At 50.2% G+C, this 24080-nt stretch carries 28 protein-coding genes; 9 read left to right on the forward strand and 19 right to left on the reverse strand.

What is annotated here, in order from left to right; all coding sequences use genetic code 11:
* Positions 1 to 2: 2 nt before the first annotated feature.
* From traV to HA50_RS23265, 6 genes are read right to left on the reverse strand one after another with little or no spacing between them, the layout of a single operon-like run.
* Positions 3 to 560, reverse strand: a complete 558-nt coding sequence (traV, locus tag HA50_RS23240) for a type IV conjugative transfer system lipoprotein TraV (protein WP_084879185.1) — start codon at positions 558 to 560, stop codon at positions 3 to 5.
* Positions 557 to 1891, reverse strand: coding sequence for a TrbI/VirB10 family protein (locus tag HA50_RS23245; RefSeq protein WP_084879186.1), 1335 nt, complete (start codon positions 1889 to 1891; stop codon positions 557 to 559). Before HA50_RS23245 ends, traV begins: the two co-directional genes overlap by 4 nt.
* Complete coding sequence (locus HA50_RS23250) at positions 1878 to 2606, reverse strand: TraK domain-containing protein (protein ID WP_084879187.1); 729 nt, start codon at positions 2604 to 2606, stop codon at positions 1878 to 1880. Before HA50_RS23250 ends, HA50_RS23245 begins: the two co-directional genes overlap by 14 nt.
* A complete protein-coding gene (locus HA50_RS23255) occupies positions 2599 to 3171 on the reverse strand; it encodes a TraE/TraK family type IV conjugative transfer system protein (RefSeq protein WP_084879188.1) in 573 nt (190 codons plus the stop codon). Before HA50_RS23255 ends, HA50_RS23250 begins: the two co-directional genes overlap by 8 nt.
* A gap of 17 nt (positions 3172 to 3188) precedes the next feature.
* On the reverse strand, positions 3189 to 3488 hold the full coding sequence (traL, locus tag HA50_RS23260; RefSeq protein ID WP_084879189.1) for a type IV conjugative transfer system protein TraL: 300 nt from the start codon (positions 3486 to 3488) through the stop codon (positions 3189 to 3191).
* Positions 3485 to 3811 (reverse strand): type IV conjugative transfer system pilin TraA, encoded by a 327-nt coding sequence (locus HA50_RS23265; protein ID WP_084879190.1) that lies wholly within the window; start codon positions 3809 to 3811, stop codon positions 3485 to 3487. The genes traL and HA50_RS23265 overlap by 4 nt, the downstream gene beginning before the upstream one ends.
* A 294-nt stretch (positions 3812 to 4105) precedes the next feature.
* On the opposite strand from HA50_RS23265, the gene HA50_RS23270 reads away from it, so the two are divergent.
* The gene (locus HA50_RS23270; RefSeq protein ID WP_084879191.1) at positions 4106 to 5368 is read left to right on the forward strand and encodes a helix-turn-helix domain-containing protein; all 1263 of its coding nucleotides are present in this window, start codon (positions 4106 to 4108) and stop codon (positions 5366 to 5368) included.
* A 6-nt stretch (positions 5369 to 5374) separates the two neighbouring features.
* Here the strand turns inward: HA50_RS23270 and HA50_RS23275 are convergent, their stop codons facing one another.
* Positions 5375 to 5776 (reverse strand): relaxosome protein TraM, encoded by a 402-nt coding sequence (locus HA50_RS23275; protein ID WP_084879192.1) that lies wholly within the window; start codon positions 5774 to 5776, stop codon positions 5375 to 5377.
* Positions 5777 to 6190: 414 nt separating this feature from the next.
* On the opposite strand from HA50_RS23275, the gene HA50_RS23280 reads away from it, so the two are divergent.
* Positions 6191 to 6691, forward strand: coding sequence for a lytic transglycosylase domain-containing protein (locus HA50_RS23280; protein ID WP_084879193.1), 501 nt, complete (start codon positions 6191 to 6193; stop codon positions 6689 to 6691).
* Positions 6692 to 6751: 60 nt separating this feature from the next.
* On the opposite strand, the gene HA50_RS23285 is transcribed toward HA50_RS23280, so the two are convergent.
* The 4 genes from HA50_RS23285 to HA50_RS23300 all read right to left on the reverse strand — a co-directional run bounded on the left by HA50_RS23285 (position 6752) and on the right by HA50_RS23300 (position 8848).
* A complete protein-coding gene (locus tag HA50_RS23285; protein ID WP_084879194.1) occupies positions 6752 to 7042 on the reverse strand; it encodes a helix-turn-helix domain-containing protein in 291 nt (96 codons plus the stop codon).
* Positions 7039 to 7371 carry a type II toxin-antitoxin system RelE/ParE family toxin gene (locus HA50_RS23290; RefSeq protein WP_084879195.1) on the reverse strand — a complete coding sequence of 111 codons (333 nt, stop codon included), beginning with the start codon at positions 7369 to 7371 and terminating at the stop codon, positions 7039 to 7041. Before HA50_RS23290 ends, HA50_RS23285 begins: the two co-directional genes overlap by 4 nt.
* 92 nt (positions 7372 to 7463) lie before the next feature.
* Complete coding sequence (locus tag HA50_RS23295) at positions 7464 to 7766, reverse strand: hypothetical protein (protein WP_084879196.1); 303 nt, start codon at positions 7764 to 7766, stop codon at positions 7464 to 7466.
* A gap of 83 nt (positions 7767 to 7849) precedes the next feature.
* Positions 7850 to 8848: a hypothetical protein gene (locus HA50_RS23300; protein WP_084879197.1), complete on the reverse strand. Its 999-nt coding sequence runs from the start codon at positions 8846 to 8848 to the stop codon at positions 7850 to 7852.
* A gap of 627 nt (positions 8849 to 9475) precedes the next feature.
* Here HA50_RS23300 and HA50_RS23305 point away from each other — a divergent pair.
* Complete coding sequence (locus HA50_RS23305; RefSeq protein ID WP_084879198.1) at positions 9476 to 10729, forward strand: hypothetical protein; 1254 nt, start codon at positions 9476 to 9478, stop codon at positions 10727 to 10729.
* A 52-nt stretch (positions 10730 to 10781) separates the two neighbouring features.
* Here the strand turns inward: HA50_RS23305 and HA50_RS23310 are convergent, their stop codons facing one another.
* The 3 genes from HA50_RS23310 to HA50_RS23320 form a co-directional block, all read right to left on the reverse strand.
* Positions 10782 to 11297 (reverse strand): JAB domain-containing protein, encoded by a 516-nt coding sequence (locus HA50_RS23310; RefSeq protein WP_084880163.1) that lies wholly within the window; start codon positions 11295 to 11297, stop codon positions 10782 to 10784.
* A 933-nt stretch (positions 11298 to 12230) separates the two neighbouring features.
* Positions 12231 to 12533 (reverse strand): type II toxin-antitoxin system YafO family toxin, encoded by a 303-nt coding sequence (locus HA50_RS32195; RefSeq protein ID WP_139811065.1) that lies wholly within the window; start codon positions 12531 to 12533, stop codon positions 12231 to 12233.
* A 104-nt stretch (positions 12534 to 12637) separates the two neighbouring features.
* Complete coding sequence (locus HA50_RS23320) at positions 12638 to 13165, reverse strand: hypothetical protein (RefSeq protein ID WP_244193651.1); 528 nt, start codon at positions 13163 to 13165, stop codon at positions 12638 to 12640.
* Between the two features lie 1213 nt (positions 13166 to 14378).
* On the opposite strand from HA50_RS23320, the gene HA50_RS23325 reads away from it, so the two are divergent.
* Complete coding sequence (locus tag HA50_RS23325) at positions 14379 to 14594, forward strand: YdgH/BhsA/McbA-like domain containing protein (protein WP_084879201.1); 216 nt, start codon at positions 14379 to 14381, stop codon at positions 14592 to 14594.
* 324 nt (positions 14595 to 14918) lie between these two features.
* Here HA50_RS23325 and HA50_RS23330 read toward each other — a convergent pair whose 3' ends face one another.
* A complete protein-coding gene (locus tag HA50_RS23330) occupies positions 14919 to 15341 on the reverse strand; it encodes an antirestriction protein (protein WP_084879202.1) in 423 nt (140 codons plus the stop codon).
* A 635-nt stretch (positions 15342 to 15976) separates the two neighbouring features.
* Here HA50_RS23330 and HA50_RS23340 point away from each other — a divergent pair.
* Positions 15977 to 16531 (forward strand): hypothetical protein, encoded by a 555-nt coding sequence (locus HA50_RS23340; protein ID WP_084879204.1) that lies wholly within the window; start codon positions 15977 to 15979, stop codon positions 16529 to 16531.
* Entirely contained in the window at positions 16491 to 16706 is a 216-nt protein-coding gene (locus HA50_RS32070; RefSeq protein ID WP_084879205.1) for a YciI family protein, read from the forward strand. Before HA50_RS23340 ends, HA50_RS32070 begins: the two co-directional genes overlap by 41 nt.
* A gap of 441 nt (positions 16707 to 17147) precedes the next feature.
* Here HA50_RS32070 and HA50_RS23350 read toward each other — a convergent pair whose 3' ends face one another.
* Complete coding sequence (locus HA50_RS23350) at positions 17148 to 17807, reverse strand: hypothetical protein (RefSeq protein WP_084879206.1); 660 nt, start codon at positions 17805 to 17807, stop codon at positions 17148 to 17150.
* A 378-nt stretch (positions 17808 to 18185) separates the two neighbouring features.
* On the opposite strand from HA50_RS23350, the gene HA50_RS23355 reads away from it, so the two are divergent.
* The 3 genes from HA50_RS23355 (at position 18186) to HA50_RS23365 (ending at position 19568) form a co-directional block, all read left to right on the forward strand.
* Positions 18186 to 18767 (forward strand): DUF6886 family protein, encoded by a 582-nt coding sequence (locus HA50_RS23355; RefSeq protein ID WP_084879207.1) that lies wholly within the window; start codon positions 18186 to 18188, stop codon positions 18765 to 18767.
* A 174-nt stretch (positions 18768 to 18941) separates the two neighbouring features.
* Complete coding sequence (locus HA50_RS23360) at positions 18942 to 19151, forward strand: hypothetical protein (RefSeq protein ID WP_084879208.1); 210 nt, start codon at positions 18942 to 18944, stop codon at positions 19149 to 19151.
* Between the two features lie 60 nt (positions 19152 to 19211).
* Positions 19212 to 19568 carry a nuclear transport factor 2 family protein gene (locus HA50_RS23365; protein ID WP_084879209.1) on the forward strand — a complete coding sequence of 119 codons (357 nt, stop codon included), beginning with the start codon at positions 19212 to 19214 and terminating at the stop codon, positions 19566 to 19568.
* Between the two features lie 421 nt (positions 19569 to 19989).
* Here HA50_RS23365 and HA50_RS23370 read toward each other — a convergent pair whose 3' ends face one another.
* From HA50_RS23370 to HA50_RS23380, 3 genes are all read right to left on the reverse strand, one after another.
* Entirely contained in the window at positions 19990 to 20361 is a 372-nt protein-coding gene (locus HA50_RS23370) for a hypothetical protein (RefSeq protein ID WP_420872886.1), read from the reverse strand.
* 214 nt (positions 20362 to 20575) lie between these two features.
* Complete coding sequence (locus HA50_RS23375) at positions 20576 to 22804, reverse strand: Mov34/MPN/PAD-1 family protein (protein ID WP_084879210.1); 2229 nt, start codon at positions 22802 to 22804, stop codon at positions 20576 to 20578.
* On the reverse strand, positions 22801 to 23982 hold the full coding sequence (locus tag HA50_RS23380; protein WP_084879211.1) for a ComEC/Rec2 family competence protein: 1182 nt from the start codon (positions 23980 to 23982) through the stop codon (positions 22801 to 22803). The genes HA50_RS23375 and HA50_RS23380 overlap by 4 nt, the downstream gene beginning before the upstream one ends.
* Between the last annotated feature and the right edge of the window lie 98 nt (positions 23983 to 24080).

Genomic DNA, 24080 nt, shown 5'->3' on the forward strand with positions numbered 1-24080 from the left:
CCTCACATCAGGATCCCATGCCAGTCTGCCGGGTTCGCAACCGTGTAGATCACCTCTCCCATATGCACGTTATTGCCGGGTGAAACGTAAGGGGCGATCCAGATGCGCGCAACGCTGTCCGGGCGGCGAAAGGCGGCTGATGGCTCAGGGAAACAGTGTGGGGCACTGCAGTACCCTCCGGACTTATCTCCTGCCGGACCCTTGCTGATTGCCTGCCTGGTTTCAGCATCTTTAGGTACCGTTTGTGGTGCCAGTAAAATACTGCCGGTATCAATCAACCTGTAATCATCGAGCTGAAGGCCTGATGCAGTACCGGCAGACATCTCATCCGCCTCTGCCATCCACACACCGGAATCTTTTGCAGGTTTGCTGAACTCAAATTCACTGTTCATCCCGGCACAACCGGTCAGCGTCAGCGCTATCAGCCCAGCCCAAAAGAGCTTGCGCAGTACGGGGATACGCACATCTGTCTCACGTCCCGTATAAGTCAGGGTGCAGTCGGTAAATATTATCCAGCCACAATGCCCGGCAGAATTGATTAATGACTTCCTTCCTTTCATGGCGATACTCCCTGTGAGGTGGGTTCAGATGACTGTCTGCCTTTGCCGGATACCGGAACTACAAAGTCATCCATGCTGAGTCTGGTGGCATCCCCGAGCCTTCCAATCAGATCCGGAGGAAGCCCGGTATTGCCCTGTGTGCGTGCAGAATCTTTTGCAGTCTGGGTAGGCGGTTTTTCTGCCTTACGGGCTTCTTCATCCTCAATAAATTTCGCCCGGAAACCTTCGATAAAGACCACTTCAACCCGGTTGGCTGCGCCTACTGGAATGATCGGGTGATACTGCTCAGCACGTTCGATATAGTAATCCGCAAGTTTATCGGCGGCTTTACCCACTCCACTGCCGACCGCAGACCGGGCAACCTCACCGCCACTGATACTGGCCGTTGCACCAATTCCGGCTACCGTCTGGCCGACCTGTGACACACTCTGACCAAGGCCACCCAGAGCACCCGCGGTGAAAGCCAGACCGAGTATTTTGCCGTTTCGCATCACCGGCACGCCCCTGATGCCATTTTTGCCGTAGAACGCGACATGTCCTTTAACGGGTTGATCGATGTGCTTCCCGTCAATGATGCAGGACAGGCGCTGAAGCTGGGGTAAAGCGCGCTCACTGGAGATATCGCCATACGCAGCGGCGGTGACAAAACAATTATCGAGCCGGTCTGTACGCTGGTTCCCCGGCAGATGTACCAGCCCTTTCAGTTTGAACTGCATCGGTACAAGGTTGTTTTCACCGCGAACCGATGCGTTGGTGTCCGCCCCTTCGATGACAATGGCGTCGGAGAATGCACCGGTCGGGATCCAGAAAGAGGTGTCGGGGTTTTTATTCTTAATGGACAGATCGTCCAGCAGGGTATTATCAATTTGTCCGGGCAGGACCGGGAGCGGCCCCAGGCTGTACTCCGTGCGTGAACCGACCTCAGGTGCCGCGGGAAACTGAGGCTGAGTGTTCTGCTGTGCCAGCTTTTCCAGCAGCTCTCTGACACTCTGTTGCAGCGTCTGGTTATTGCTCAGCACCACATTCACCTGGTCCTGGAGTGTCTTAAAATCCTTCTGCATCGTTACCAGGTTTTCTCTGGTCTGCTTTTCACGCCGCTGAGCATCCACCAGCAGTGAATTCTGCCCGGAACCGTCAAAGGTATTGGTGACCGTCCCGCCCGTCAGATCCGGTTCAGGCTGTGCAGCTTCTGCGGTTTCACTTTTGCTCCCGGACATCTCAGCTGCATGCCGGTTGAGGAAATACAGCACGCCGACGAACACAGCAACGATGCAGAGAATGATGACCATGAGTTTGCGCTGTTTGCTGCGGATGAGTTTATTGAGGTTCATCGCTACGGCCTCGGGTGCGGAATACCGTGATAACAGCAACTCGCTCACCCGGTGAAATCACATCCATTTGAGGATGAAAGGAAACAGCCATCACGCCCGGACTCCAGAAATAACGCTCAGACAGACGCAGTGGCAGTGATGAACGGCTGGTAACCTCCGTGCGCACGATGCGAATACGATCCCCCTGCCAGGCGGTAACGGGACGCAAAGTGAAGGCGGCTTCCACTGCCCCACTCACCGGTAACTGCGTATTCCTGGTCACAACATATCCGTCCGGCTTACGGTTATGGATAAAGCGGCTCACCAGATTGCTGACAATCGAACTGTAACTGTCCTGCTTCTGCTCAAAATACTGAGCCTGCTCCGTTCCACGAACGTCGATATTATCAATGGTCAGGTTCAGCCCGGGGAGTCTGGCGGGGGTCGCCTGTACGGAGAATCCGAAACCGGATGCCGTCTGAATAAACAAGGTGAAGGGGCTGTCTGCCAGGGTGGAGAACACTATCGCACCGTCCGGCGTCGGTGTTTTCGATGTCAGGATGCCCTGTGTCGCCTGCAGGCTGATAATGCGGTCATCGCTGACCCGGATAGCGTTAGGGTTGATATTGCTGACCTCAACCGACACGCGCGCACCTGTCTGGATGGTCCGTTGCTCTGCCTGAGCAGCGATCGTAACCAGAAAGACCAGCATGCTGAGGAGGACGTGTTTATACATTGGGAACCTCCAGGAACGCACTCCAGCACAGCCGGTTGTTACGCAGATCCGTGCGAATGCGGTAGCGTTTGTCCACCAGCCCTCCGCTGTGCATGCCGTAGCTCAGCTCAAGCTGTCCGGCAATATCAACGATCCCCTTCTCCGGCCACACCTGAAAATCTTTGGGATAAAATACCGACCCACCACTGTTACCCTTAACCCGCGAAGATTCTTCCGCCAGCACCGGCTGCATAACGGCCTCCGCACCGTCGCAGGCTGCGGCAAGCAACATTTCATGGCTGGCCTCTGCGTTGGCGCTGTTGATATTGAGCCGCAGGTTAGCCCAGGCGAGCGCCATCAGACGCAGATAACGGGCATCTCCGCGTTCACCGGTAAAACTGAACGCTGAATCTGCGCCATAAGGCACCACGATTATCTGTCGGTTATTCGCCAGCTGACGGAAAAGGTCGCGGTTGTCGCTGTACAGACGCCAGCAGAGCAGCAGTGCAAGGATGCTGATGACCAGCAGCACTAATATGGCAATGGCCAGGTTACGGTTCCCTGCCGCACGCAGCTTATATTCCATTAGATCTCCGGACCGGGTCAGGCGACCCAGTGTCGTTTATAACTTTCCGGCAGGACGTTGATAAAAAAACGCATGAATGAGGTCGGCAGGCACCAGTACGCAAGATTGAGCAGATACTGAGAACCCCGACCCTTTTTGAGATGACGCACACCGACAATGGCAGCGAGAAGCGTAGGGCCAAAAATCCACATGTTGAGAAAAACCGCCAGCAAGCCCAGAGGGACATACAGGCAAAACTCGTCAGGTGGCAGCCCCATAAATCGTCGCTGTTCAGAAAACGTGGTCGGGTAGCGATATCGGTCCCGTTTTTGGTTCATGACGGAATGATGCCGAAAACCACGTTGAGATAAATCATGACAGCCACAATCCCGCCGAAGATGGCCAGATTTTTGGTTTTGATGTAGCTGTAAGTCGCGCCGAGCGCCTCCAGGATATACAAAACCCACACTATTGTTGATTTGCTTCCTAATGTGTCATCTATTAACTGTTTGCCAGTCGCAAACAGGTCAATGGCATGTGCCTGCTGAGCCATTGCCACCAGCAGGCAAAGAGCCAGCCAAACCGTACTGTTCATCTTTTTCCACGCTACCGCCCCTGCCTTGCAGCAGTTTCGTAAAGACGCGAGAACCTTGACCTTCATAGGAAATCTCTCCGGTTAGGGATATAATGGATCCGTTAATTAGAGATAAGGTAGAGTTGCTGCTGCCAGAGCAGTGAGCTGATTTGACGTTTCTGAGGCACACCTCCTTGTCGTTTTTAATCGCCGTCATGGCGATACCGAAACCCAATTCACGGGTTGAAAAGAGTTGGTGTTTTTTACGCCAATGATAAGTTTTATTCAATTTAAGGTATTGATCTTTAAGATCAATTTATCTTATCGAGTTAATCAGACTTCTAACCTGATGGCGTAACTGAAGGACTGGCAGGAACTGAGATGAGTAAGACAGGGCAGTTGTTTATTCATGTCGCCAGCCCTGCCGGCGTGACAGCGCAGATTTTCAGTCACAACGATGAGGAAGCCTTAAGAGGCGTCCTGACTTATGCCATGTATCATTTCAGTCGTGAGCCTGGCTGGTTTAAGGTGACGGTTTCAGGCGCTCAATTCTTTTCCTGCCGCACCAGCACCCTGCCTTTCCTCTATTTTCTCGATCACCGTATTGCCACGCCTCAGGCCAAAGCATTTTTTACGCGCGCAATGAAACACATCAGCCTGGCTTCCGGTGCAACCGATCCGGATGTGTGGATAGCTGTGCATGAAGATATCTTTATCCCCTTTCCCTCCCCCGGAGAAAACCAGGCCGAAGCAGATAAATTAATCCGCAGCCTGACGGGTGCTTTCAACGTCGATGGGATAGATCCCGTTCCTGCACAACAACAATCCAGGGAGCCAGTCAGTTCGAAAGAAGGCGAAGTGATGCAGCGTTTTTATCAGGGCTGGAGCGTGGCAGATATTGCGGAAAACACGGGTTGCTCGAAATCCTATGTCTACAAACTGCTCAGACAAGCAAAAGGTATTTCGGCATCGGATCTGCGCTGGCAGCGCTGGAAGATGATTGCGGAGATGTATTTTGCATCACCCAGGAAAACGCTGCGTGAGATAGAGCAAATCAGTAACGTCAGTCGCGCACAGATTTATCATGCGGTAAAAATGGTAAGCGGCAGGGAAGATACAGAACGTCGCAACCGAAAGTTGCTGGCACGGGATATTGAATTAATCCAGGATAAGCTTAGTCAGGGATCGCTGCGCAAAGATATCTGCGACGAATATCATATCAGTATTGATACGCTGATAAAGTACATCGGGAAAAACGATGATCACCACATTATTCCTGAATCAGTAAAACAGGACATCGTCAGATTAAGAGTTCAGGGCAAAACAATCCAGCAAACAGCCGATATTCTCAGCGTGAGTACAGATTCCGTCAAAAAAGTCTGGCGTCAGGCAAAGCAATCTCCGGAAACTGAAAATTTAAAAGTAAAATACGACAACCGCAATCCATTATCTAAGCATGACAGAGACCAGGCAGTAAATGCTGTTCTCGCAGGTGGACATACCCGCAAACAAATCTGTAAGCAGTATGGTATCAATGCACTGACCCTGCGCCGCTATATCCGCATCGCGCAGAATAAAGAAACAGCTGAGCTGAATACCTGTGATATCCAGCCAGTCTCTAATAAACACAAGAAATACCTTTAAGAATGGTTACTTAAAGTACTCCTGCAACTTTCCTGCTACCCTTTCATTTACGGCTTTGGGCCACTCCGGATCCAGTACCATCTCATTTCTGATGACTTTCGTTTTATCTACCGTTTCTTTCTGGATACCAAAAATAGCATCGGTAATAAAACCATTAATGATCACGTTTTTCGCGATAAGTTCGAGCTTCTGATCCAGAGTTTTATCCGATGCATCCTTATTAATTTTATTTTCATAAACACGCAGACCAAGCTTAAATATTTCCATGATGAAGGCTGAGCGATTTGCGGTTTCACGTGACTCACCATCCTCAAGTTTATGTGCGATATGTGCATCTACCTTTTCCAGCACTGAGAAAGGCACCGTCAGATTGACGCGATTACTTTTTGAAATCGAGGGGCTATTCATATTATATTCCTTGTTGAACAGAAAATATAAAACTCAGGTACTCTGATGAGGCCAGGCCACAGAGGCGTAATCTACGCCCTGCAGCGTGACTGTGGCAAGGTTATGGCGTTACGAATACGTTACTTTACAGGAACATGATTAGCACACGGAAGTTATTAACGCCAGAAAATGAACGGAATGCATTGATTTAAAAAGATACACTTGCGTAATACAATGAAGTAACAGCAACGTAACGCTTTAATTCCTTCGCGGGAAGTTAACAATATTGTGAAAAACACACAAATCCCAACCAGGTCACTGACCTGTCTATAGTTTTCTTGCAAATACAGATTTGCGAGTGGTGTGTAGGAATTTGGTTTCTGAGGATACTCTGGATAGGATAAGCGTAGTGAACTTTTAAAATCATGGCACGTAATGCACATATTAAATCAGGCTATTACTCTGCTGATATCAGGTTTGATATCTCTCGCAGTTGAGGCGGATTGTTTTAATCAGGCGGGTGAATGGTTCTCTATTGACCCAGACTATCTTAGAGCAATCGCCTGGCAGGAATCCCGATACAAAACTGCTGCCATTAATTATAACCGTGACGGTAATGGTAAAATTATCAGCGCAGATTATGGGGTGATGCAGATTAATGACGCCAACATCAGACGGTTTCAGAAAGATTACCCTTTCGTCACTACCCGGCAACTGCTTGATGATCCCTGCCTGAATATTCATCTTGGGGCTATGCTGCTTCGCCGTAATTTCAATCAATACGGGACCGGATGGCTGGCCGTCGGGATGTATAATGCAGGAGTGAAAAATAGCCGGGAGTCAGTCCAAAATCGTTACCGATATGCGATGATGATTGATACGCACTATAAAGATATTAAAGCCGGGAAAATACCGCGCCAGAGATCAGGAAAATAGAGGTATGGACAACATTTTTAGCCGTTAAACCGACACCCTGTGCCGGTTTAACGTGATAATTCAGACTCCGACAGTTTCCCGAATTTCGATATTCACGATATGCATTCCCGCATGTGCCATCATGGTAATGAGTTTATCCACGCTGAAAAACATGATCTTGCCTCTCGCCAGTTCTGAAATCCGCGGCTGAGTAACACCCAGCGCTTTTGCCGCCTCAGCCTGGCTTAATCCATTCCTTTTAATCCAGTGGTTAATACTGGTCACCAGCTGAGAACGCACTTTCATGTTCTCCGCTTCCTGCGGGGTATTGCTGATTGCATCCCACACACTTTCAAAAGTCTGAGTTTTCATTTATCACGCTCCTGAACCAAGGCGCTATAACGTTTTTTTGCAAGTTGTACATCGGACTGGTTGGTCGTCTGTGACTTCTTCTGGAAACAGTGGAGGACGTAAACTGCCTCTTCAAACTTCGCGACATACATAGCACGGTAGCTGCTGTCATCCCCTTTTAACCGAATTTCCCGGACGCCTGCACCCACCTTATTAAAAGGCCTCCAGTCCACGGGATCGAGTCCCTGCTGTACCCGGTCGAGCTGATATCCCATCTCCTGACGCATACCTTCCGGAAAAGCACGCAGGTCATCCAGGCTGGTCCCGATAAAGCTGACTTTCTTACGCATCCTGCACTCCATTATATACGTAATTTCGTATATTTGTATTGCTGTTCAATCACAAGCGGGAGTTACCCCGGCTGTATCAATGGAAAAACGTTTTATTGTTCGTCAGGCCGACGCCATTCCCAGCGGTGTCGGAACGCAGGCATCACCCTGTATCCGACATCAAATTCATAAACCGCCACCGGCCAGCCAGCTGACAGATAAATGGTCAGTCCTTCGGGTACGGTGGTCGGTTCATCGATTGCTTTTAACGCAACATGGTCCCGCCATGACACCCCGCTGATACCGACAAAAACGCCGTTGTCCGCGATATACAGGTACAAATCCTGAAACTGTTCAGGGGTGAGATCTGTGCCTGCAACTTCTGGTGATTCTGTACCGTGGTTCCGTGAATCCATGTAACTTCTCCTTGTTGTGGGGTACATTCCGGCAGCACCGCCGCCGGAGTACTGATAAGTGCTTACGGGTGTTTTTTGTGCCCTCATTCCATTGATGCAGGATGACCGGTTTCAGACGATGTCGTCCCGTCAGTACGGTCTTTCGGATGAATGTAATTTCGCAGGGCAGCTGCAACCTCCGGAGTGTTATGCCACACCGGATGGATACGGGGCATATCCAGCAGAGCGGCCTGACTCCGCAGCTGGCGGGCGGTTTCATCATTGTCCCAGTCTGATGCCTGCGCGGCCTCGCGCAACAGGACGTCTTTTTCGACGGCGATACGCTCCAACACAGCAGGATCAGTTTCCGGTACTGACCAGACCAGCGTCAGAGCATTGCCACAGAGCACAACCCGGCCTGCCAGGTCGGTAATGGTAACTATGTGCGGGGAAAAGCTAACCGGTACCCTGTCACGCCCAAAATCCTCATCCCGGTATTCATGAACGTCCATGCGCATATTCCAGTCTCCGCTGGCATCCGCCTGGATAAGCAGTTCCATCGCGTCTTCGAGGGTGTCAGCACGTCCGAGACACACTTCCCCGTCATCCCAGTAGGTGCCGTAAAACGGGTCGTCTGCAAAGAATTCCATGTGACCACTAACGATCACTCCAAAAGGACGTGCGCTTTCAGTGAAAGATCGGCGCAGCGCGGTGCGGCGATATTCAGCGGAGGTTTGCAGGTCTGCCAGGTCAGGCAGCCCGGCCCCTTTTACCTCTTCCCAGACTTCCGACCACAGCGTTTCAGCCAGCGTCTGAACAGATAAGGCCAGTTCATATGCAGCCGGGGTGGCGATGTCGCCATCAGCAACCATCCGGTTAATGCATTTTGCCGCCCAGCGAACGGCATCGTACAAATCTTCCTCATCAACCGCCCCTTCACCCAGTGAAGCGAGGGAGCGATACATCATCAAATCACCTTCCAGCTTCGCCAGGTTGATCAGGCGACTGGTGCGCGTTGCAAGAAGGACGTCGAAGTTTTGTTTCACCCATGTTTTGAGAGATTCTGGCGTGGCGGTTTTGATGTTGACGTTGTGTGTGTTCATGGCACTTCTCCTGTTCCGGTGTGTAGTCATGTTTCGGTCGATCCAGTCGCGGCAAAGGGCAAAGTAGCAACGGTGACGAGTGACAGCAGGGGGAGTCCCGGAAGCCGCAGCGCAAGCGAGCCGCAGGCGAGTGCGAACGGGTGAGGAGACAGCAAAGCGGCCCCTTGCGGGCGTGAGGAATCCGGTGCTACGAAAAGCCCTCCGCGAGTGGCCGACCGGAATATGCTCTCCAGACGGATAAACGGGTATGAATACACCCGACACGACGGAACGGCGTGGCGGCTTTAGAGGGCGCGATCGCGCCCGGTGAATGCACCGGCAACAGCCGGTTGCAGGGATTGACCTGGTCTTTAGCCATCAGACCTTAGCCGGCAGGCCCGGAACGCGTCTTTGTGCGATCCGGCGTAGACTGGCGGTGGATTTACCGCCGCCTGGCGGAGTTGGGCTGACGACCCGGCAGTGCCGGGGAGCCGCAGGGGGCCAGAGTCATTCAGGTGTTGTTGAACTTGATACTGCAAAATGATGTGAACTCACACCATCGGTCCGCAGTTAAAAATCGTCCAACATAGCCTGACGCATATCCCAATCAGATAATGTTATTTCTACAAGACAAACAAGGAGAAAGTTATGCAGCATCCCCACATTTCAGATGCACTTTTTTATGCCCTGCTCTTCCGTGATAAGGAAGCGCTCGCGACTATTGCTGCCGAACGTCCTGAGGAAATGATCCACCTGAGAGCCATCATGTGTACGCAAGCACCAGGAGCGATTGACCTTGATCTCGGACTGGGCCTCGTAGCAAACGACCATATCATTTCTTTTTTCGAAGGCCCACGAGCCTACTTCATGTCGGCTGGCGGGTGCCTGCAGGCACATCTCACTGGTGGACGTAACAATGTATTGCTCGATTACTCATTGAGCTTCGATTCCAATTTCGCCGAAAAAATGCGGGCTGTCATTGCAGGTGAGAACATACAGAAAATCGAACGTGATCGTGTCATTGAGATACTGATGCTGAAGGCTCGCAACTCCAATGTTCAGTTCGATGTTCAGCCGTTTTTGGTGGAAAATATCCGACTATCTCGGGATAATCCTGATAACCAACGCCCCCTCAATACCCTGATTGCCTTCCGCATGCTCGACCATCTGGACTGGAAAATCTTCCGCGAATCACCTGGAACATTTGTTTTCGACAAGCCCGCAGATGCCCTGCGCGCGCATATCCTCGACGGGGCTAAGGCTTTCCTGAAGGAAATGTACAACGATGAACACATTGCCCGCCAGGAAGCAAAAAGTGCGTTTATACAGGCCCTGTTGTTACGTTTTGCCCGACTCTGGCACCAGGATAAAAAGCGCGATCATAAGCAGATACTGCGTGAGCTCCTGATCTATTCCGTCAGGAGGCTTGGCGCGATCCCTCTCACTGAGTTGCTGCTCATCTGGAGTGGTATGTCATCCACATCGGGTGCCCCCTTCTTTGGTCCGATTACCGGTAAATCCGGCGAGATGCTGAAGAAGATACGCGGTATGGCCTGGGATATGACCCTGCTTCGCTTACTTGAGCGAACCGCCACCATTACCCGGAATGGATCTTTTTTTATTCCTTATTTCGTCTCCATCGACCGCCGCTGGCGTGATTTATTACGGCTTAACCCCGTAAACATGATGATCGTAGATGACCGAAGCCATCGTATGCAGATTGCCCGAACGGATGAACTAAACTTCAGGAGCATCTTCAACGAATGCCTGCAAGGTGAGTTACGTTCCGATATGACACCTGAAAAAATAGAACAACGCCGTCTGGCGGCGATAGCGCCAGATCTGGAGGTTATGCGGGCCCGCGTCGCTGAAGAAGAGGCATACTGGGTAGGTCGCCTTTAACACTCTCGGTATGAAGAGTAAAAGGCAGAGCTTCCTCTGCCTGGGGTAAATATCACATCCCGATCAATCCCTCTCTGGCCATGGATGTAACGTCATTGCCCCCGATGATAATGTGATCAAGTAGTCTGACATCTACCAGTTCCAGTATGTTTTTTATTCTGAGAGTTATCTGTTTATCCGCTGCCGAGGGCACAGCATCAAAAGAAGGATGGTTGTGACCAAGGATCACCGCAGCGGCATTCAGCAGCAGCGCAGCGCGGACAATCTCCCGGGGCTTTACATCCACCATGTTGATGCTCCCGTGAAACAGCTCCCTGTAGGCCAGCAACTGATGCTGATTATTCAGAAAAGCAACCGCAAACACCTCCCGCTCAAATCCTGCCAGCTTCACACGGAAATAGTCTTCCGAAACCGCAGCAGAGGAGAATTCAGTACCTTCCGGATACCTGAAATCAATCACCCGCCGGGCTTCTGCCAGAATCTGACTTTCCGATGCCATCGTATAATTACCCTCCATGTCAGATATCTGTAATGCGCTGATGAAGCGGGCACTGCCCTGCTCTGCCATCCCTGATGATTCTTCAGATTCCTGAGCTGCGGTGTTGATGTTCTGCTGTGTCATGTTGTATTTCCTCTGTCGCTTAACGTGATGTTTCTTCGAGTTCCTTCGCTGCAGAGGCAGAACAGACACGCGGGCATGAGACAGCACGCAGAGGAAAACGGCAAAGCCGCAGCCCGCAGGGACCGGGTGCCGCCGTTTAGCATCGCGGTCCTTGTGTAATGTCGCCCGTGTGGCAGATTTCTGCGCAGCGGAGGTGCACGAAGAACAGCGACGGGACATGTGGATGAACAGGACACAGCCCCGGACGGCAGACTGTCCGGACCTTACACCCTGGCAGATTCACTGTCAGGGTGCAGGAAGCGCAGGCAACGGCGCGACAGTGCGGTGCATTCGCCTGCGGATGCATCCGGCACAGTAAACGCGTCAGGGATGAAAACCCGCAGCCCCAAAGGGGCCGGGCAGAGACAGCCATGCTGGCTCTGTGCGTAGCATGCCAGCCCGCCCGGACGCCCGGGGAAACCAGCTACTGTACTTACAGGCACTGATAACTACCCGGTAAGCTTCAGCCTGTAACGGGACCGTTTCGTCCGGGTGGTAAGCCCTGATGGCAGAGTTCACCCGGCTCAGGCACAGCGGGTGATGTTTCTGGAAAACATCAATTGAAAGCATCCCAGCATACAGATCGGCAATGCCTCCACATGTGAACGGGAGTAGTGAGTAGGCATGTAACACTCAATTTTTGAAGATAACGCACGGTTCCGGGCGCTGCTGGATACTCAGCAGCAAAACCCGGGCCAGATGGCAGGATACAACCACCGGCTCTGTCAGTGGATGGCGCCGCATTTGTGATGATCAGATTTTTAACCTCACCCCACAGGCAGTATAAAGATGCCCGCAGCATGATCTTTGTTGACCATCCACAAATCTGCTTCTGTCTGGTTAAGAGGCGTGAAAGTCTTCTGCAACATCAGAAAAGTATCTGAGCAACCGGGTGTCTCTGGCTGACATGCGCTCATGAGCGGGTGTAATCAGCCCCATCAGCAAAAAGCGGCCACTCTCCCACATATGCCCGGTATAAACGAGATAGTGATCAGAGGTTCGGTTGTAGTTTTCCTGCCTGGCGTTCCAGGTCAGCTGAAATGGCAGATTGACGTGGATGTACTGTACGTTCGCATCAACGGCGAAAGGTGGGAAGTCAAAAGGCGCATCCCGCCCAGGCAGATCTGAAGGTGCCCCGTTGATTTATATGGGATGAACCCGGCATTGAGCTGCTTTTTCGCGGTTAGGGAAAATGGCAAACGTGAGCTGCAAAAATTCACCCCACGTAACACGACTGTATTCAGCCGTTAACGCCATGTATCAGCAGCCTTGTTGCCAGTGCTCAGCAGGTGCTTCATGGCGATAAGATTGACACCTGAGTCGCGGACATCGGTTGTGCGGGTAAGCTGGTCGATAAGACTGAGGTAGCTTTTGGTCGCAATGCTGACCACCTTGATGGCCTTAACGAACGCTAACTCAATAGAGTTTTTGTCGTAAGACATAATGATCTCTTTTTCAGGTAACATCAGAACGAAGGATTCAGCAATGCCCGCGACATGGATAATCTGGCTCCGGATTTCCATAGCCGTTCTGACAGCCCCTTCAAAATCATTGTCTGCATAATGAGAGAGTTCTGCACGACTGCCACGTAATTCCCCCGCCAGCGAGCTGAGCGCAGCAGTGAGTTCTTTGATATCAGTTTTGCTGACTCTGGCACCCATCTCATAAACCCGCCCTACAATCGCAGGCTGACACGTAGCCGCGTTAGGTTGTGGCTGGAAACTGGCAAGTACCAGCGCCACTGCGGCCTGCAAATGCTGGATTTTGAATTTCACGACAGACTCCATAATCGCTATCTTCCGACGAGGTGTTGCATTCTACTACTGAACTTAAGTATAAGGAAAAATTGATTGCCTGTGCTGCGAATCCAGCCAAAAACGAATGACAAAAAGAGCCGTAAGGCGGCCTGATGCTCATAGCGTAAAAACCAGCGCAATGAAAATGGCAGCATCGGTAAGCCAGTGCATCGACCTGCTTTTCACGGGGTTACCATCCACTGGCTTGATGGCATAAGAGAACCATCATATGTTCCTCTGAGTATGCCCATCCTTTCGTCAGATCTTTATTATCGCTCCTCCTGCCGCACCAGCTCCGTTTCGACACAATACCCTGAAATGCCAGCTGAGGCTGGTAGCAAATAGCATCGACCTGCGCATTGTGGCCATGTCCTGTCTGTACGACGCGAGACAGGTGCCACCTGCCAGCCATTCTGCATCATCCATCAGAGTGAACAGTCAGAGAACATGCAGTTGTCAGAATCCATGGTACCAACCAGACTGATAATTAACTCCGTAACCATATGATTTTATTTGTTCTAAACCTTTTAAACCCGACTTCAGCAGCATATCACCGATAACCCAACTCACCTGTAAACTGCGGGTATAGCGCGCAATGTCCTCCTGGCTGCCAGTCTCAGAGGCCAGTGAGAGCGGGCATGCACAACCGGATATCTTCCGCCGCTGCGCAGACATACGGCTGATAACCTCTTTCTCTCAATAAACGCATCAACCGGCAAAATATCTGGTTCCAGGCTACTGAAACACAGCCTGTATTCCCACCGGTTCAGCATATCTGTGATTGCCCGGCTATCTGTACCGTGGAGGCATGACACCTGGCATCAAACGGACCGGAAACGGGTCACCGTGAACGTACTGAACACTCCGTAAACAGGGGGACAGAGACGAAAGCGCTAAGCGCCCCTTTGTCCGCGAAGCATCCAGTGACGTTAAAGCACCACAGTGCAGCTACAGACGACGTGAAAAGTTAAGGACCGACGGCTAAAGCCGGGGAAATGAGTCAGCAACTCTCATAAAGCCGCTTTGATGAATCGATGGCCGAATGCGGCCTATCGGTATGCCCTATCAGCGTGTTAGTTAGCACGATCACAATACCTTTATTTATTGTTAGCATGCTAATTGTTACTGTGATTATCATTATTCCCATCGAAAGCAATCATGCTTTCCACCATACAAACCAGGGAATAAGACCATGAAAACTATCAAAGCAATGACCATCGCCGCCGCGGTCGCTCTTTCTCTGATGTCAGCAGCCAGCTTCGCACAGAGCATTCCTGTTACCGCCGATACGCTGGACGGTGCCGAAGCTCAGGTTGCCGCTCAGGCTGCACAGCACGGTGACCAGTACAAAATCACCGAAGCCAACGCCAATAACCGTGTGCACATGACCGCTGAACTGTACAAATAACGGATGGTCGTATAAAAGAAGTGCCGGAAGAGGTCGCCCCACGGGGCGGCCTTTTTCGCATCTGAAGTCTGTGAAATGAATTTCGCACGCACCGGGTTTCCGGCACAGTCCTGCTGTGCCGGTCTGAAGAGGAGCGAAGCGACATCATTACTCACCACAGCTTATGTTCTTCCTGTAGCTTATTTACCTGCTATAGCTTATCCGGTTCGGGCAGTGAAGTCCGACTGCTGCGCCGGGAGCGCCGCATTTCGCCCCCCACGGTCGTGCAGTGTCCAGGCCACCCGGCCACACCGCAATAACGGGGCCTCCCGGCCCCGCTTCCTGTCAGTCCAGCGCCCGGAAAATAGCGACTGCTTCGCGGTGTCTGTCTGCAAATGCAATCAGCTGATCATAACGTTTGCAGAAGTGCTTACAGAGTGTCTGTTCATCATCGTGATAGTGCATCCAGCTGCGATGATTAAGCACCAGTGCGGTGATGATGATCCCCGCCGCTTCAGCTGATACAACTTCGTCAGCCCAGTTTGCCGGATTGGTGAAACGCCAGCGTTCTCCTGGCGGCTGCATAAACCCGCCACCGGCAGTCAGTCCGACAAGCTCCCACAACCCGCCGTCGTAATTTTCAAGAAAACGGTCTGCATAAAGATAGACATTCAGCTCCGCACGCAGAAGGTCGTGAGAAAAAAGCATGTGCAGGAATGCCATGCGGTCATCAATAACGATGGTCCGGGGTTTTTGTGGATTCTTCATAAATCGCTCTCCGTTAAGGTTAATTACAGTCACGGCCTGTGCCGTGCCTTAACGACAGCCCGGAGGAAAGCGGAGGATGCAGGGGCACCACCGGAAGCCGCAGCGCAAGCGAGCAGAGGTGTTGGCATGAACGGCGGTAACGTGAAACCTGAGCGGCACCGCGACGGGAATGACTACGCCGGCGCGAGTGCGAACGGGTGAGGATGGTGGCGAAGCGGACCCTTGCAGCCGAAGCGGCCGGGCTAAAGTGAAGGCACGGCACCGGCCGCAGGCCGCACGGTTACCCTTCCCCGCCGGAGGCGGTATAACGGCGGTGCGCAGCAACATCCTTATTCAGCCGCCAGTCAGTTAAATGCCAGAAATGGACTTAGTAGCTAAGAAAGAGGGTTCGGCCCGTTATTTTGTCCTCATTGGCGATGAAGTAACAGGCGTCACCGGCCATGATATATCGATTTAGGTTATGTGCCAGACAGAGCCAGTCGGCAGTTATTCATGCTCTTTATTGAGTTAAACGTGTCACTCCTGTTGTTGCTGGACTTTTTGGGTTCAGGCTGACCGACTTAATTTCATAAAAAGTAAAGTATTCATGACGGGTTGCCGATAACAGCGACATCATTTTTAAGGGAAAATACGACATGTTGTCATCCGCAGATATAAAAACACGACTGGTTGCGGTAGCGTCAGTACTGGTGCTATCAGGCTGTTCTACGTTACTGCCGCTTAATTATAAAGGCTATACCGGTTCGGATGCTGCCACGCTGGTAGTACAACAGAGGGAAGATATGCGTGGGATGCTGTATATCAATTTTTATGAGAAAAAGGAGGATTGCTTCGATTTAACGGACAGTTATCAACTGAGTCCCGACATGATGGACATGGGTAAAAAACTTATCACGCAAAAAATTCCACCGGGTAAACTAATTGCGGTTCAGAAACTATATAGTGCCGGACGGCCCGTATTGACCATGACCAGCTATACAACCTATACCGGTGTACAATGGATTCCGCTGATTGCACAGCCAGGTAAACGTTATTACGTTGCCGCTAACTATGGCGTGCGTGAAATTCCGCCAGATTATCTCATCACTGCTGATACTGATCCGCGCAAAGTGTTTAGTGAATTTAAACAGAAACTGCAACCTAACTGGGATGCCAATAAACGCTGCAAGCATCTTTTGTCAGCAGACTAAGGTTTCACGCAAAAACGACAATGATCAGCCAGTTGGAGCGCTATGGATAGTGGTAGCGGCTGATGAAGAAGAGGCCTCAAAAGTATTCGCGACTGACCCCTTCTGGGTTTTTGGACTGAGAGCCTCAGTAGAAGTTTTATCCTGGAGCCTTGCATTTGAGGACATGCTCCTTTGATCTACTTCTCATTTATTGGCGCAAAGGATTGTTCGGTAAAGCTCCATCAGCAATAGGGAAAAGCGCGAGTTTCCACTCCTCGCTCAAGTAGGCCTTTAAGGCCTTACCAAAGGCAGCTTAGCTGCCTGACACTGATCAAAATATAATAATTTAACCATTGTGTAGCGTATTAACCCTCTTGATATTCTTGGCTCTATCCCATAAACCATATTGGAGGGCTTTACCTCCTAACTTCTGAAGGATAGATATCATGGGTCTTAAACCTGGTCCAAAACCAATAGCTAAATCGACAGGAAAGCCTGATCAGCGTCGGCGTGATAACAAAGATACTCCTGGAAATACTCCAGGGTTAAAACCCAGTAAATCCACTGGGAAATAATAAGCTGGGAGGGTGGTTAGGTTTACCCCCCTCCTATTCCCTAATGTATGAATACCCGCGCCTTAAATCCTCCCACCACTTAAACCGCTCTCCACTAAGCCGCGTCCTTCACCTTTTCCCAAAAAATCCCCGATCGCCGCTTCAATAATCGGCACACTCAACGACTCAGCACCAACAATCATCCGCAGTCCATGCCCATAAGCGAACCCCGACAGCAACTTATACCCACAAACGACCTCCGGCGGTTCATCCTGCGCTATTTCCCGCTCACGTTTCTCAATAAACTGCCAAAACGTCAGCCCGCCAAAAAACGCATAGGCCTGTTTTTCTCGGTGCACAAGGGTATGGCTGACGATTTTGCCTTTGTTATTTATATTGGGCGTTGTTTCGTATCGCGCCTCTTCTTCTTGCTCCTGATGACTGAGCATCGCCCAGGCTTCATTAAATGCACGATCGTGTACCGCATCCTGAAACGCCAGCTTCGCTGTGATGATTTGAGCATTCCAAAGATCAGCAGGATCTCGGCCGACAAAATAGATATCACTCCATAACCAAAAATGGTCGGGGTTATCTTTGTAGTGTTGTATATCGCAATCATCATAAAACACTCCGCCACAGCGATGACGTTTATGATAGATACGGTTTTTAAGCTCAATGACTTTTTTGCGGCGCTGACGACGAGAAAGAGAAATGAAGGGGCGATGCTTGTTGAAAGGCGACATGGAAACTCCTTAACCGGCAACGCTAGTGCGGCTGGAAGCAGTCCAGCCGCACACTCTAGCAAAAGCCAAGGCTAAGAAACAGTCGTAATTGGAGGAAAATATTAACCTTGCACCACCAGATTAAACCTTTCATCAGCATGCGGTGCGATGAAGTAGTTGCTGATCATGTCAAACTTCGCATCGGTAGCTGCAGCCTCGTGTGGCTCGTCTATGGCAGTTTAGTGCCAACAGCGGATATGTCGCACATCCAGCTGCGCATCTGATCAACTGCTGCCTACCTTAAAAAATCAAGATAAGTGATCATTCATATGGAGGAAACTTTAGTTAGTCAGAATGATGTATTCGGAGTGCTGGATACATTTTGAACGGAGCCTTAAAATGCGTCTTTTCCATTTCAGTGATAATCCTGATATCACTATATTCAAACCTCGCCCATTAAGAGTTCATGTCGACCGGCCTGTTGGGCAGGAGTGGCTAAACGGGTCACTGATATGGGCTACGGATGAAGCGCACGAATTACTTTATCTTTTCCCCCGCGAGTGCCCACGTATCGTGTACTGGCCATTACCTGGCACCAACAGAGTGGACCTTGAAGAATGGATGGGCAACCACTCCCATGCAACTGCCATTGCCTGCATCGAGAATGCATGGCTATCACGCTTTCAAACTGGAAAAGTTTACAGATATGAATTGCCTGTAGATGGCTTTGAACCAACTGGAGAGGTCGGTATGTGGGTATGTCGAACTGATGTTATTCCAACTGGCTTGAAGGTTATTTCCAACCTAGGTGCTGAACTTGCATTGCGGAACATAACGCTTCGTGTAATGGAGCGGCTTACACCACTCAAAAGTATATGGCTGACATCACTTCACGCTAGCGGCATTAGATTGAGAAACGCACAAGACTGGGGCAAACCAGGCTGGACGCATTCGAAGCCGGGCCGCCAGGTTATTGTATAAATGTATAACCGATAAGTCAGGCCCTGAAGCAAACATCAGTAATGTTCGCTCCAGTCAGCCTTTTAGGCCTTGCCTACGACAGCTCAGTGCCAATAGCAGAAGTAGCATGAGCGCTTTTATATTAGAAGAGAGTATCCGGGCTAACATGCCCGAAACCTGATAGAAGGATAAATCATGTCTGAGAAGAATGAGTTCGCCGAAGGAAAGGTCATCTGTAATGAGATAGGTGGCGCAGTGCTTGAGGTTTTGGGGCATAAACGAGAATTTTCCGTTAAGTCGCTCATCAATGTTCTGCAGGAAGCGCAGCAGGACGGTCACAACTACGGCGAAGAGCGTGAAAAAGGTATGGAGTTGGCGATCAAGATACTGCAGAATTTTGGATGAGGAGTGCCCGGCGGCCTATTAATTCTGAGTGTATTACATGATCCAACGAGGATAAGCGGAATGCTTCTGGAAACGCTGAGATTGCTTGAATCTAGTCTACACAGCGACAGGCGCTGCGATCGTGAGTGGCTTGAAGGTCTTCTGCACCCTGAATTCCGGGAAATCACCCGGTCAGGCTTGATAGTTGATCGTTCAGAGACGATATCGTGCCTGTTAAGCGAGAAAACTGCATCGCCGATTCTAAGCAGCGATTTCCGGATTATCGAAATAGGAAGAGGCTGCGTCATACTTCAATACCGGACGTTTTATGCTGAGGGTAGCTGTCCATCATTGAGATCTTCGTATTGGGTGTGTTCGGAAGAAGGTCAATGGACACTGATTTTTCATCAGGGAACGCCAGCGGCAGAAGGCTCATAGGTTCGTGGCCGAAATGTGCCAAAAGCGGAAGTTGCTAAAACGGTCTACTGTGGCCAAAGGAATCAGGGTCATCAACCGACAATACTAACTGAAGGTTCTATCTAATGTTGGGGGCAGTTCAGAATGTCCCGGAACGCTATGAGGCCCAGCGGAGCAAGCCGGCGTTGCCGGTTAGCTGAGTGGGGCTTGACGCCCCGGCAACGCTGGGGAGCCAAGGGGGCCATTGAGATGTCGCTGACATCGAAGAGAGAAGAACAGGAATGGATGGGGCATTTACTGGATCTCGCAGCAGCCAGGAGGTAGGTTAAGACAGAGTATGTAGTTCAAATTGGTATGCCGGGCCAGCCTTTTTCATCTTAGTGATGGCCCCGCCCTTCATCTCCTTAACCCTGGTTCACGATGAAACGTGCGGCAAAAAGTCTCATTCAGTTACCTGATCTAACATCGCAAGTAGGAAAAAAGCGGTGACGAAACTCGTGTAATACCAGATGCCTTCAACAGGTAATATTGACTCCACTTTATCACCAGCAAATACACCAAGAAAACCAAAAGTCATTAAGATTAAAATGCACACAGGGATGAGTTTAGCTTTGCTGTAAACATGTGCATAAACCAAGCCAAAATAAATTAAAAAACACATGATTGCTGAATAAAGTATTTTTCCTGATAGAATAACTAATGCCTTAAACATTCTTACCCCTTCTGTATCACCAGAGCTGAGAGAAATGACAAAGTCTCCGAAATCCAGTGAGAAGTCGCCATAACTTACATAGCAGGCGCATAGCATTGGCAAGACGATTACCTTACATAGATCCTTAAGATTCTTTATGTCGGTTATTTTGGTAGAATATCCATTTTTATCCTCAATGAAACTAAGCACACAGGAAAGTGAGAACTAATCAATTAAAAAAGCAGCCTGCTATCAGGGTTGATAACCGTTAACAGGGAAATCAAACTATATTTGGGCTAATTGCATTACACATATTCGCAGCGTAAAGCTTACATCACTATTTTACGATAATGTTAAGATCGTTCTCGGACACGATAATCATCACTACCGGCAATCCTTCTGCGCTCATTTTTATATGAAGTGTTTCAATGAGCTTTTCATCATCGTGGCTCGCGCGCGCAGAATATCCCTGAGGGTGAGAATGCCACTCGCCGACATAGTCCACGATATGTGCCGTGAGATGTCGTGCCTTCTTCAGCGCTTGCTCCTGCCCCATCTGCCCACGAACAAAATGTGTAGGCGAAGCAACGCTGTCGGATGGGGCCGGGATCACATCAACGAGAACAATGCTTCTATTTTTAAGGTCTGTAATTCCAAGAATGGCACCACCGGTTTCGTTTGGAAGCGCCAGCTTTCTGATTTCACGGAGCTTATTTACCAAACCCTGATCAACCTTCACGGTCCACTGCCCCTGGCTAACTGATATCACGGCAAAGAGAGAAATATCATGTGCACTAACAGCACCAGAATCTTCATCAGATGACCATATGCACAATCTGGCATCTTTCCTGAGTACAGTTTGACGTAGTTGTCGGGATAAAATACCGGCATGAACGTGTATGGACTCATTCGACATACGCACAGAGATATCCCTGCAGCCACCGCCAATCCAACGATCGCCATAATGATGTTGCAAATGATGGGTACCCCAGTCCTCATTCAGAATGGCACGATAATATTGACCCTCCAGCGCATCGATTCGCTGTAAACGATCTTCATCCTCCATAATCATCACGCTGGACGATCCCGATGGCGTAAGAAACAGACTGACGGTCCGGGAGATATCCTCTTTTACCGCGAGAGTTCTTGGCACTTCAAAGGTTGTGCTCACATCAACAACAATGCATGCGTCTTTCAGCGCTGAGGAAATGGCATCATCCTCATCAAGAATACTTTTGTTTATTGCAACGGGTGCAGGCTCGTGCGGATAAATTGATTCTGCCAGCGCTCTGACAACATCAGTCTTAGGGCGTCCCAAAAAAACATCGAAACCTGTATGCCGACACAGATTATGGGGTAGTAGCTGATCCGGGTCGATTAACGTCCACGTTCCCCATCCTTCGCGTATCCATATATCTGCAAGGCAACTGCCTAAAGCACCAACTCCCGCCAGAACCCCTTTCAATGAGGCAGTCGAGGGATCGATGGCAGACATATCTCTGGCGTATGACGCATTCAGTCCAAAACGAATTTCAGTCTGAGTCAGCGGGATAGATTCCCATTCCGTGCCCCGACTCTCTGCCAGAAGAAGTTTCACACGATGCTGGGAGCCTTGCGCATTTTTCGGCCCCAGTAAGTCCAGTGCACATGCCAGATCGTAACGTGAGGCGTTAACGTAATATCCGAGCACATCTGTTCTCTGCACGCATCCATCTTTAATACGAGGGACCATCAGTAAAATCAGTATACATTCCCCCTGATCGCTTTCTTTTTTAATCGGGCCCACGAGTGACTCAAACACGGTGTCTTCTAGCGTTTGCAATAAGTCACTCCCCCAGGCCTTCAATTGCTCATGCAATTTCCCCAGCGTCTGAGGGAAGGATGAAACATTGTGTGCTTCTACGGGTGGGACGCTTATCGGGAGCAAACGAAAAGGTTTGACGCCACTCCCCTTAACCTCCGGCACGGCCTTGAGCGTGACAGGTAGCCCTTCACTCATGCACTCAAGGCTGAGTTTGTGCTTGTCAGAATTAAAGTATTCCGCGTAATTGGACGGCAAAATAAGCTGATACGGGCTCAGATAAAACAGCTGTTCCAGGGGCTGGTCATCTCTGTGAAGCTTAAGCTCCGCAGATTCTCTCAGCCACCAGAAAACTCTCTCGATGAAGCGCTGAGGTGTCCAACTCCGCTCGACCGTACTCCAGGCCGTATCGTAAAGACAAAGCGTTCTGGGCCTGCCATTAAGAGATGCGTGCTGATGAGACAGGACAGGAAAGTCTTTGCGGAGTGTATGGACCAGAACAGGAATGCGATTATGTGGGTTGATTTCAATGGCCAGACGTTCTTTTCTTCGGATCCCGGCAGGGTTATTCACTGCAACGGTCCCATCACCGGCATCGACAATAACAAATTCAGCCCGTTTGTTATGCAGTTCCAGCACGCGCAGTTCAACGAAGTGCATGTAAGGATGCGCCTCACACGCATCCAGTATTAAAGTCGTGTTGGGGTAAAGGTCGTCACGCCCCGATCGTTCGAGGCGCACTCCTGGTTCATAATATTCGATCATTGAACTCCCAGACCGGCGCGCGGTGCTGCAGCCGCTGCTGTGCTAGCTGCTGCTGAAGCAACACCAGCCACAACACGGGCAATTGTTCCACTTTGAGTGACCTCAAACTCAATAAATTCCTTGTCTTTAAGGTCACCCGTGCAACTAAACCAGCCATCAACGTCATCTACAATCTCATCGTACTCGCGTTTCGCACGAATACAGGGCGGATCGTTTTCATCATCGAGGATTTGTTTACTGCTGGAGATAATGGTTGCACCGGCTCGGGCCTGCCCCAAGGCGTTACGGGCATCCTCATTAACTCGAGCATTTTCCCCATACTGGGACCAGCTATGGTAGGACAAGGAATGCCAAGAGCAATGGTGCGGAGTAAGGAGGAGATCATACTGAAGTACTTCGGGTTGATCTTTATAACGTTCCCAGAGGCGCTCCCAGATAAGTACTTCTGCATCCCCCCCCATCAGTAAATGAACGGGATTTAGTGACCCAGCTTGTGGCGATAGCCTCATGTTCATCACAATGCTGGATTCGTTTTTGGACAGAGCATCCTCAAGGTTTTCATCATCCTCATGCGGTGCCGGAGCAAGAAGCATGCCTGAGAAAAATGAAGAGTACTCGCCATTAATACGTGAAAACGTCTCTCCTGCTTTAACCAGAATAGCCTGTAAATTATCGGTCTTGCCATCAGCGTCCTCACCCATTATCAGGATGCGGTTACCGTCAAAGGCGAAGTGATTTGCTTGCCAGTAGCGGACGCGGCGGCGGGCTTCAGCATCAAAGGCCTGTGCATCTTTGCACAGCACATGGTTCTTGGAACGACGGCGAAAAATCAGGGGGGAAGACCATAGTTCCCTGATGATAATACGCTTTTTAGAATGATGGAGATCATCATCAGGATAATCATCGGGATGGCCTAACCAAAAGTGTTTACTCAGTCCGCCGCAATGATCCTGGTCGGGATGGCTGAGCATAAAGACGTCGACAAAAGGCCGATGCTTATTATCAAATTTCAGTTTGTTTCGCAGTGCCTTAGCAACATCAGGTGTATCGTCCTGAGGATCATCAGCCGAAGCCCTGATGTGAGTATCAATCAGAATCGCAGTGCCACGAACATCAGCAAGACGCACTAAAGTCATATCGCCATTACCAACCTGAAAAAACGTTATCTTAGCGGTCATTGGGGTCACCCTTCTGGTCATCAGTTGATTGAGCAATAATGTAACAACTGCTAAGATACATATAGAAATACGACTAGTCTAGTAATTATACGTATAAT

Origin of the sequence: Pantoea cypripedii, assembly GCF_002095535.1 — a bacterium.
GTDB lineage: Bacteria > Pseudomonadota > Gammaproteobacteria > Enterobacterales > Enterobacteriaceae > Pantoea > Pantoea cypripedii.

Coding starts and splice junctions, on each gene's coding strand:
- traV (WP_084879185.1), bottom strand. CDS start 560: ATGAAAGGAAGGAAGTCATTAATCAATTCTGCCGGGCATTGTGGCTGG.
- HA50_RS23245 (WP_084879186.1), bottom strand. CDS start 1,891: ATGAACCTCAATAAACTCATCCGCAGCAAACAGCGCAAACTCATGGTC.
- HA50_RS23250 (WP_084879187.1), bottom strand. CDS start 2,606: ATGTATAAACACGTCCTCCTCAGCATGCTGGTCTTTCTGGTTACGATC.
- HA50_RS23255 (WP_084879188.1), bottom strand. CDS start 3,171: ATGGAATATAAGCTGCGTGCGGCAGGGAACCGTAACCTGGCCATTGCC.
- traL (WP_084879189.1), bottom strand. CDS start 3,488: ATGAACCAAAAACGGGACCGATATCGCTACCCGACCACGTTTTCTGAA.
- HA50_RS23265 (WP_084879190.1), bottom strand. CDS start 3,811: ATGAAGGTCAAGGTTCTCGCGTCTTTACGAAACTGCTGCAAGGCAGGG.
- HA50_RS23270 (WP_084879191.1), top strand. CDS start 4,106: ATGAGTAAGACAGGGCAGTTGTTTATTCATGTCGCCAGCCCTGCCGGC.
- HA50_RS23275 (WP_084879192.1), bottom strand. CDS start 5,776: ATGAATAGCCCCTCGATTTCAAAAAGTAATCGCGTCAATCTGACGGTG.
- HA50_RS23280 (WP_084879193.1), top strand. CDS start 6,191: ATGCACATATTAAATCAGGCTATTACTCTGCTGATATCAGGTTTGATA.
- HA50_RS23285 (WP_084879194.1), bottom strand. CDS start 7,042: ATGAAAACTCAGACTTTTGAAAGTGTGTGGGATGCAATCAGCAATACC.
- HA50_RS23290 (WP_084879195.1), bottom strand. CDS start 7,371: ATGCGTAAGAAAGTCAGCTTTATCGGGACCAGCCTGGATGACCTGCGT.
- HA50_RS23295 (WP_084879196.1), bottom strand. CDS start 7,766: ATGGATTCACGGAACCACGGTACAGAATCACCAGAAGTTGCAGGCACA.
- HA50_RS23300 (WP_084879197.1), bottom strand. CDS start 8,848: ATGAACACACACAACGTCAACATCAAAACCGCCACGCCAGAATCTCTC.
- HA50_RS23305 (WP_084879198.1), top strand. CDS start 9,476: ATGCAGCATCCCCACATTTCAGATGCACTTTTTTATGCCCTGCTCTTC.
- HA50_RS23310 (WP_084880163.1), bottom strand. CDS start 11,297: ATGGCAGAGCAGGGCAGTGCCCGCTTCATCAGCGCATTACAGATATCT.
- HA50_RS23325 (WP_084879201.1), top strand. CDS start 14,379: ATGAAAACTATCAAAGCAATGACCATCGCCGCCGCGGTCGCTCTTTCT.
- HA50_RS23330 (WP_084879202.1), bottom strand. CDS start 15,341: ATGAAGAATCCACAAAAACCCCGGACCATCGTTATTGATGACCGCATG.
- HA50_RS23340 (WP_084879204.1), top strand. CDS start 15,977: ATGTTGTCATCCGCAGATATAAAAACACGACTGGTTGCGGTAGCGTCA.
- HA50_RS32070 (WP_084879205.1), top strand. CDS start 16,491: ATGCCAATAAACGCTGCAAGCATCTTTTGTCAGCAGACTAAGGTTTCA.
- HA50_RS23350 (WP_084879206.1), bottom strand. CDS start 17,807: ATGTCGCCTTTCAACAAGCATCGCCCCTTCATTTCTCTTTCTCGTCGT.
- HA50_RS23355 (WP_084879207.1), top strand. CDS start 18,186: ATGCGTCTTTTCCATTTCAGTGATAATCCTGATATCACTATATTCAAA.
- HA50_RS23360 (WP_084879208.1), top strand. CDS start 18,942: ATGTCTGAGAAGAATGAGTTCGCCGAAGGAAAGGTCATCTGTAATGAG.
- HA50_RS23365 (WP_084879209.1), top strand. CDS start 19,212: ATGCTTCTGGAAACGCTGAGATTGCTTGAATCTAGTCTACACAGCGAC.
- HA50_RS23375 (WP_084879210.1), bottom strand. CDS start 22,804: ATGATCGAATATTATGAACCAGGAGTGCGCCTCGAACGATCGGGGCGT.
- HA50_RS23380 (WP_084879211.1), bottom strand. CDS start 23,982: ATGACCGCTAAGATAACGTTTTTTCAGGTTGGTAATGGCGATATGACT.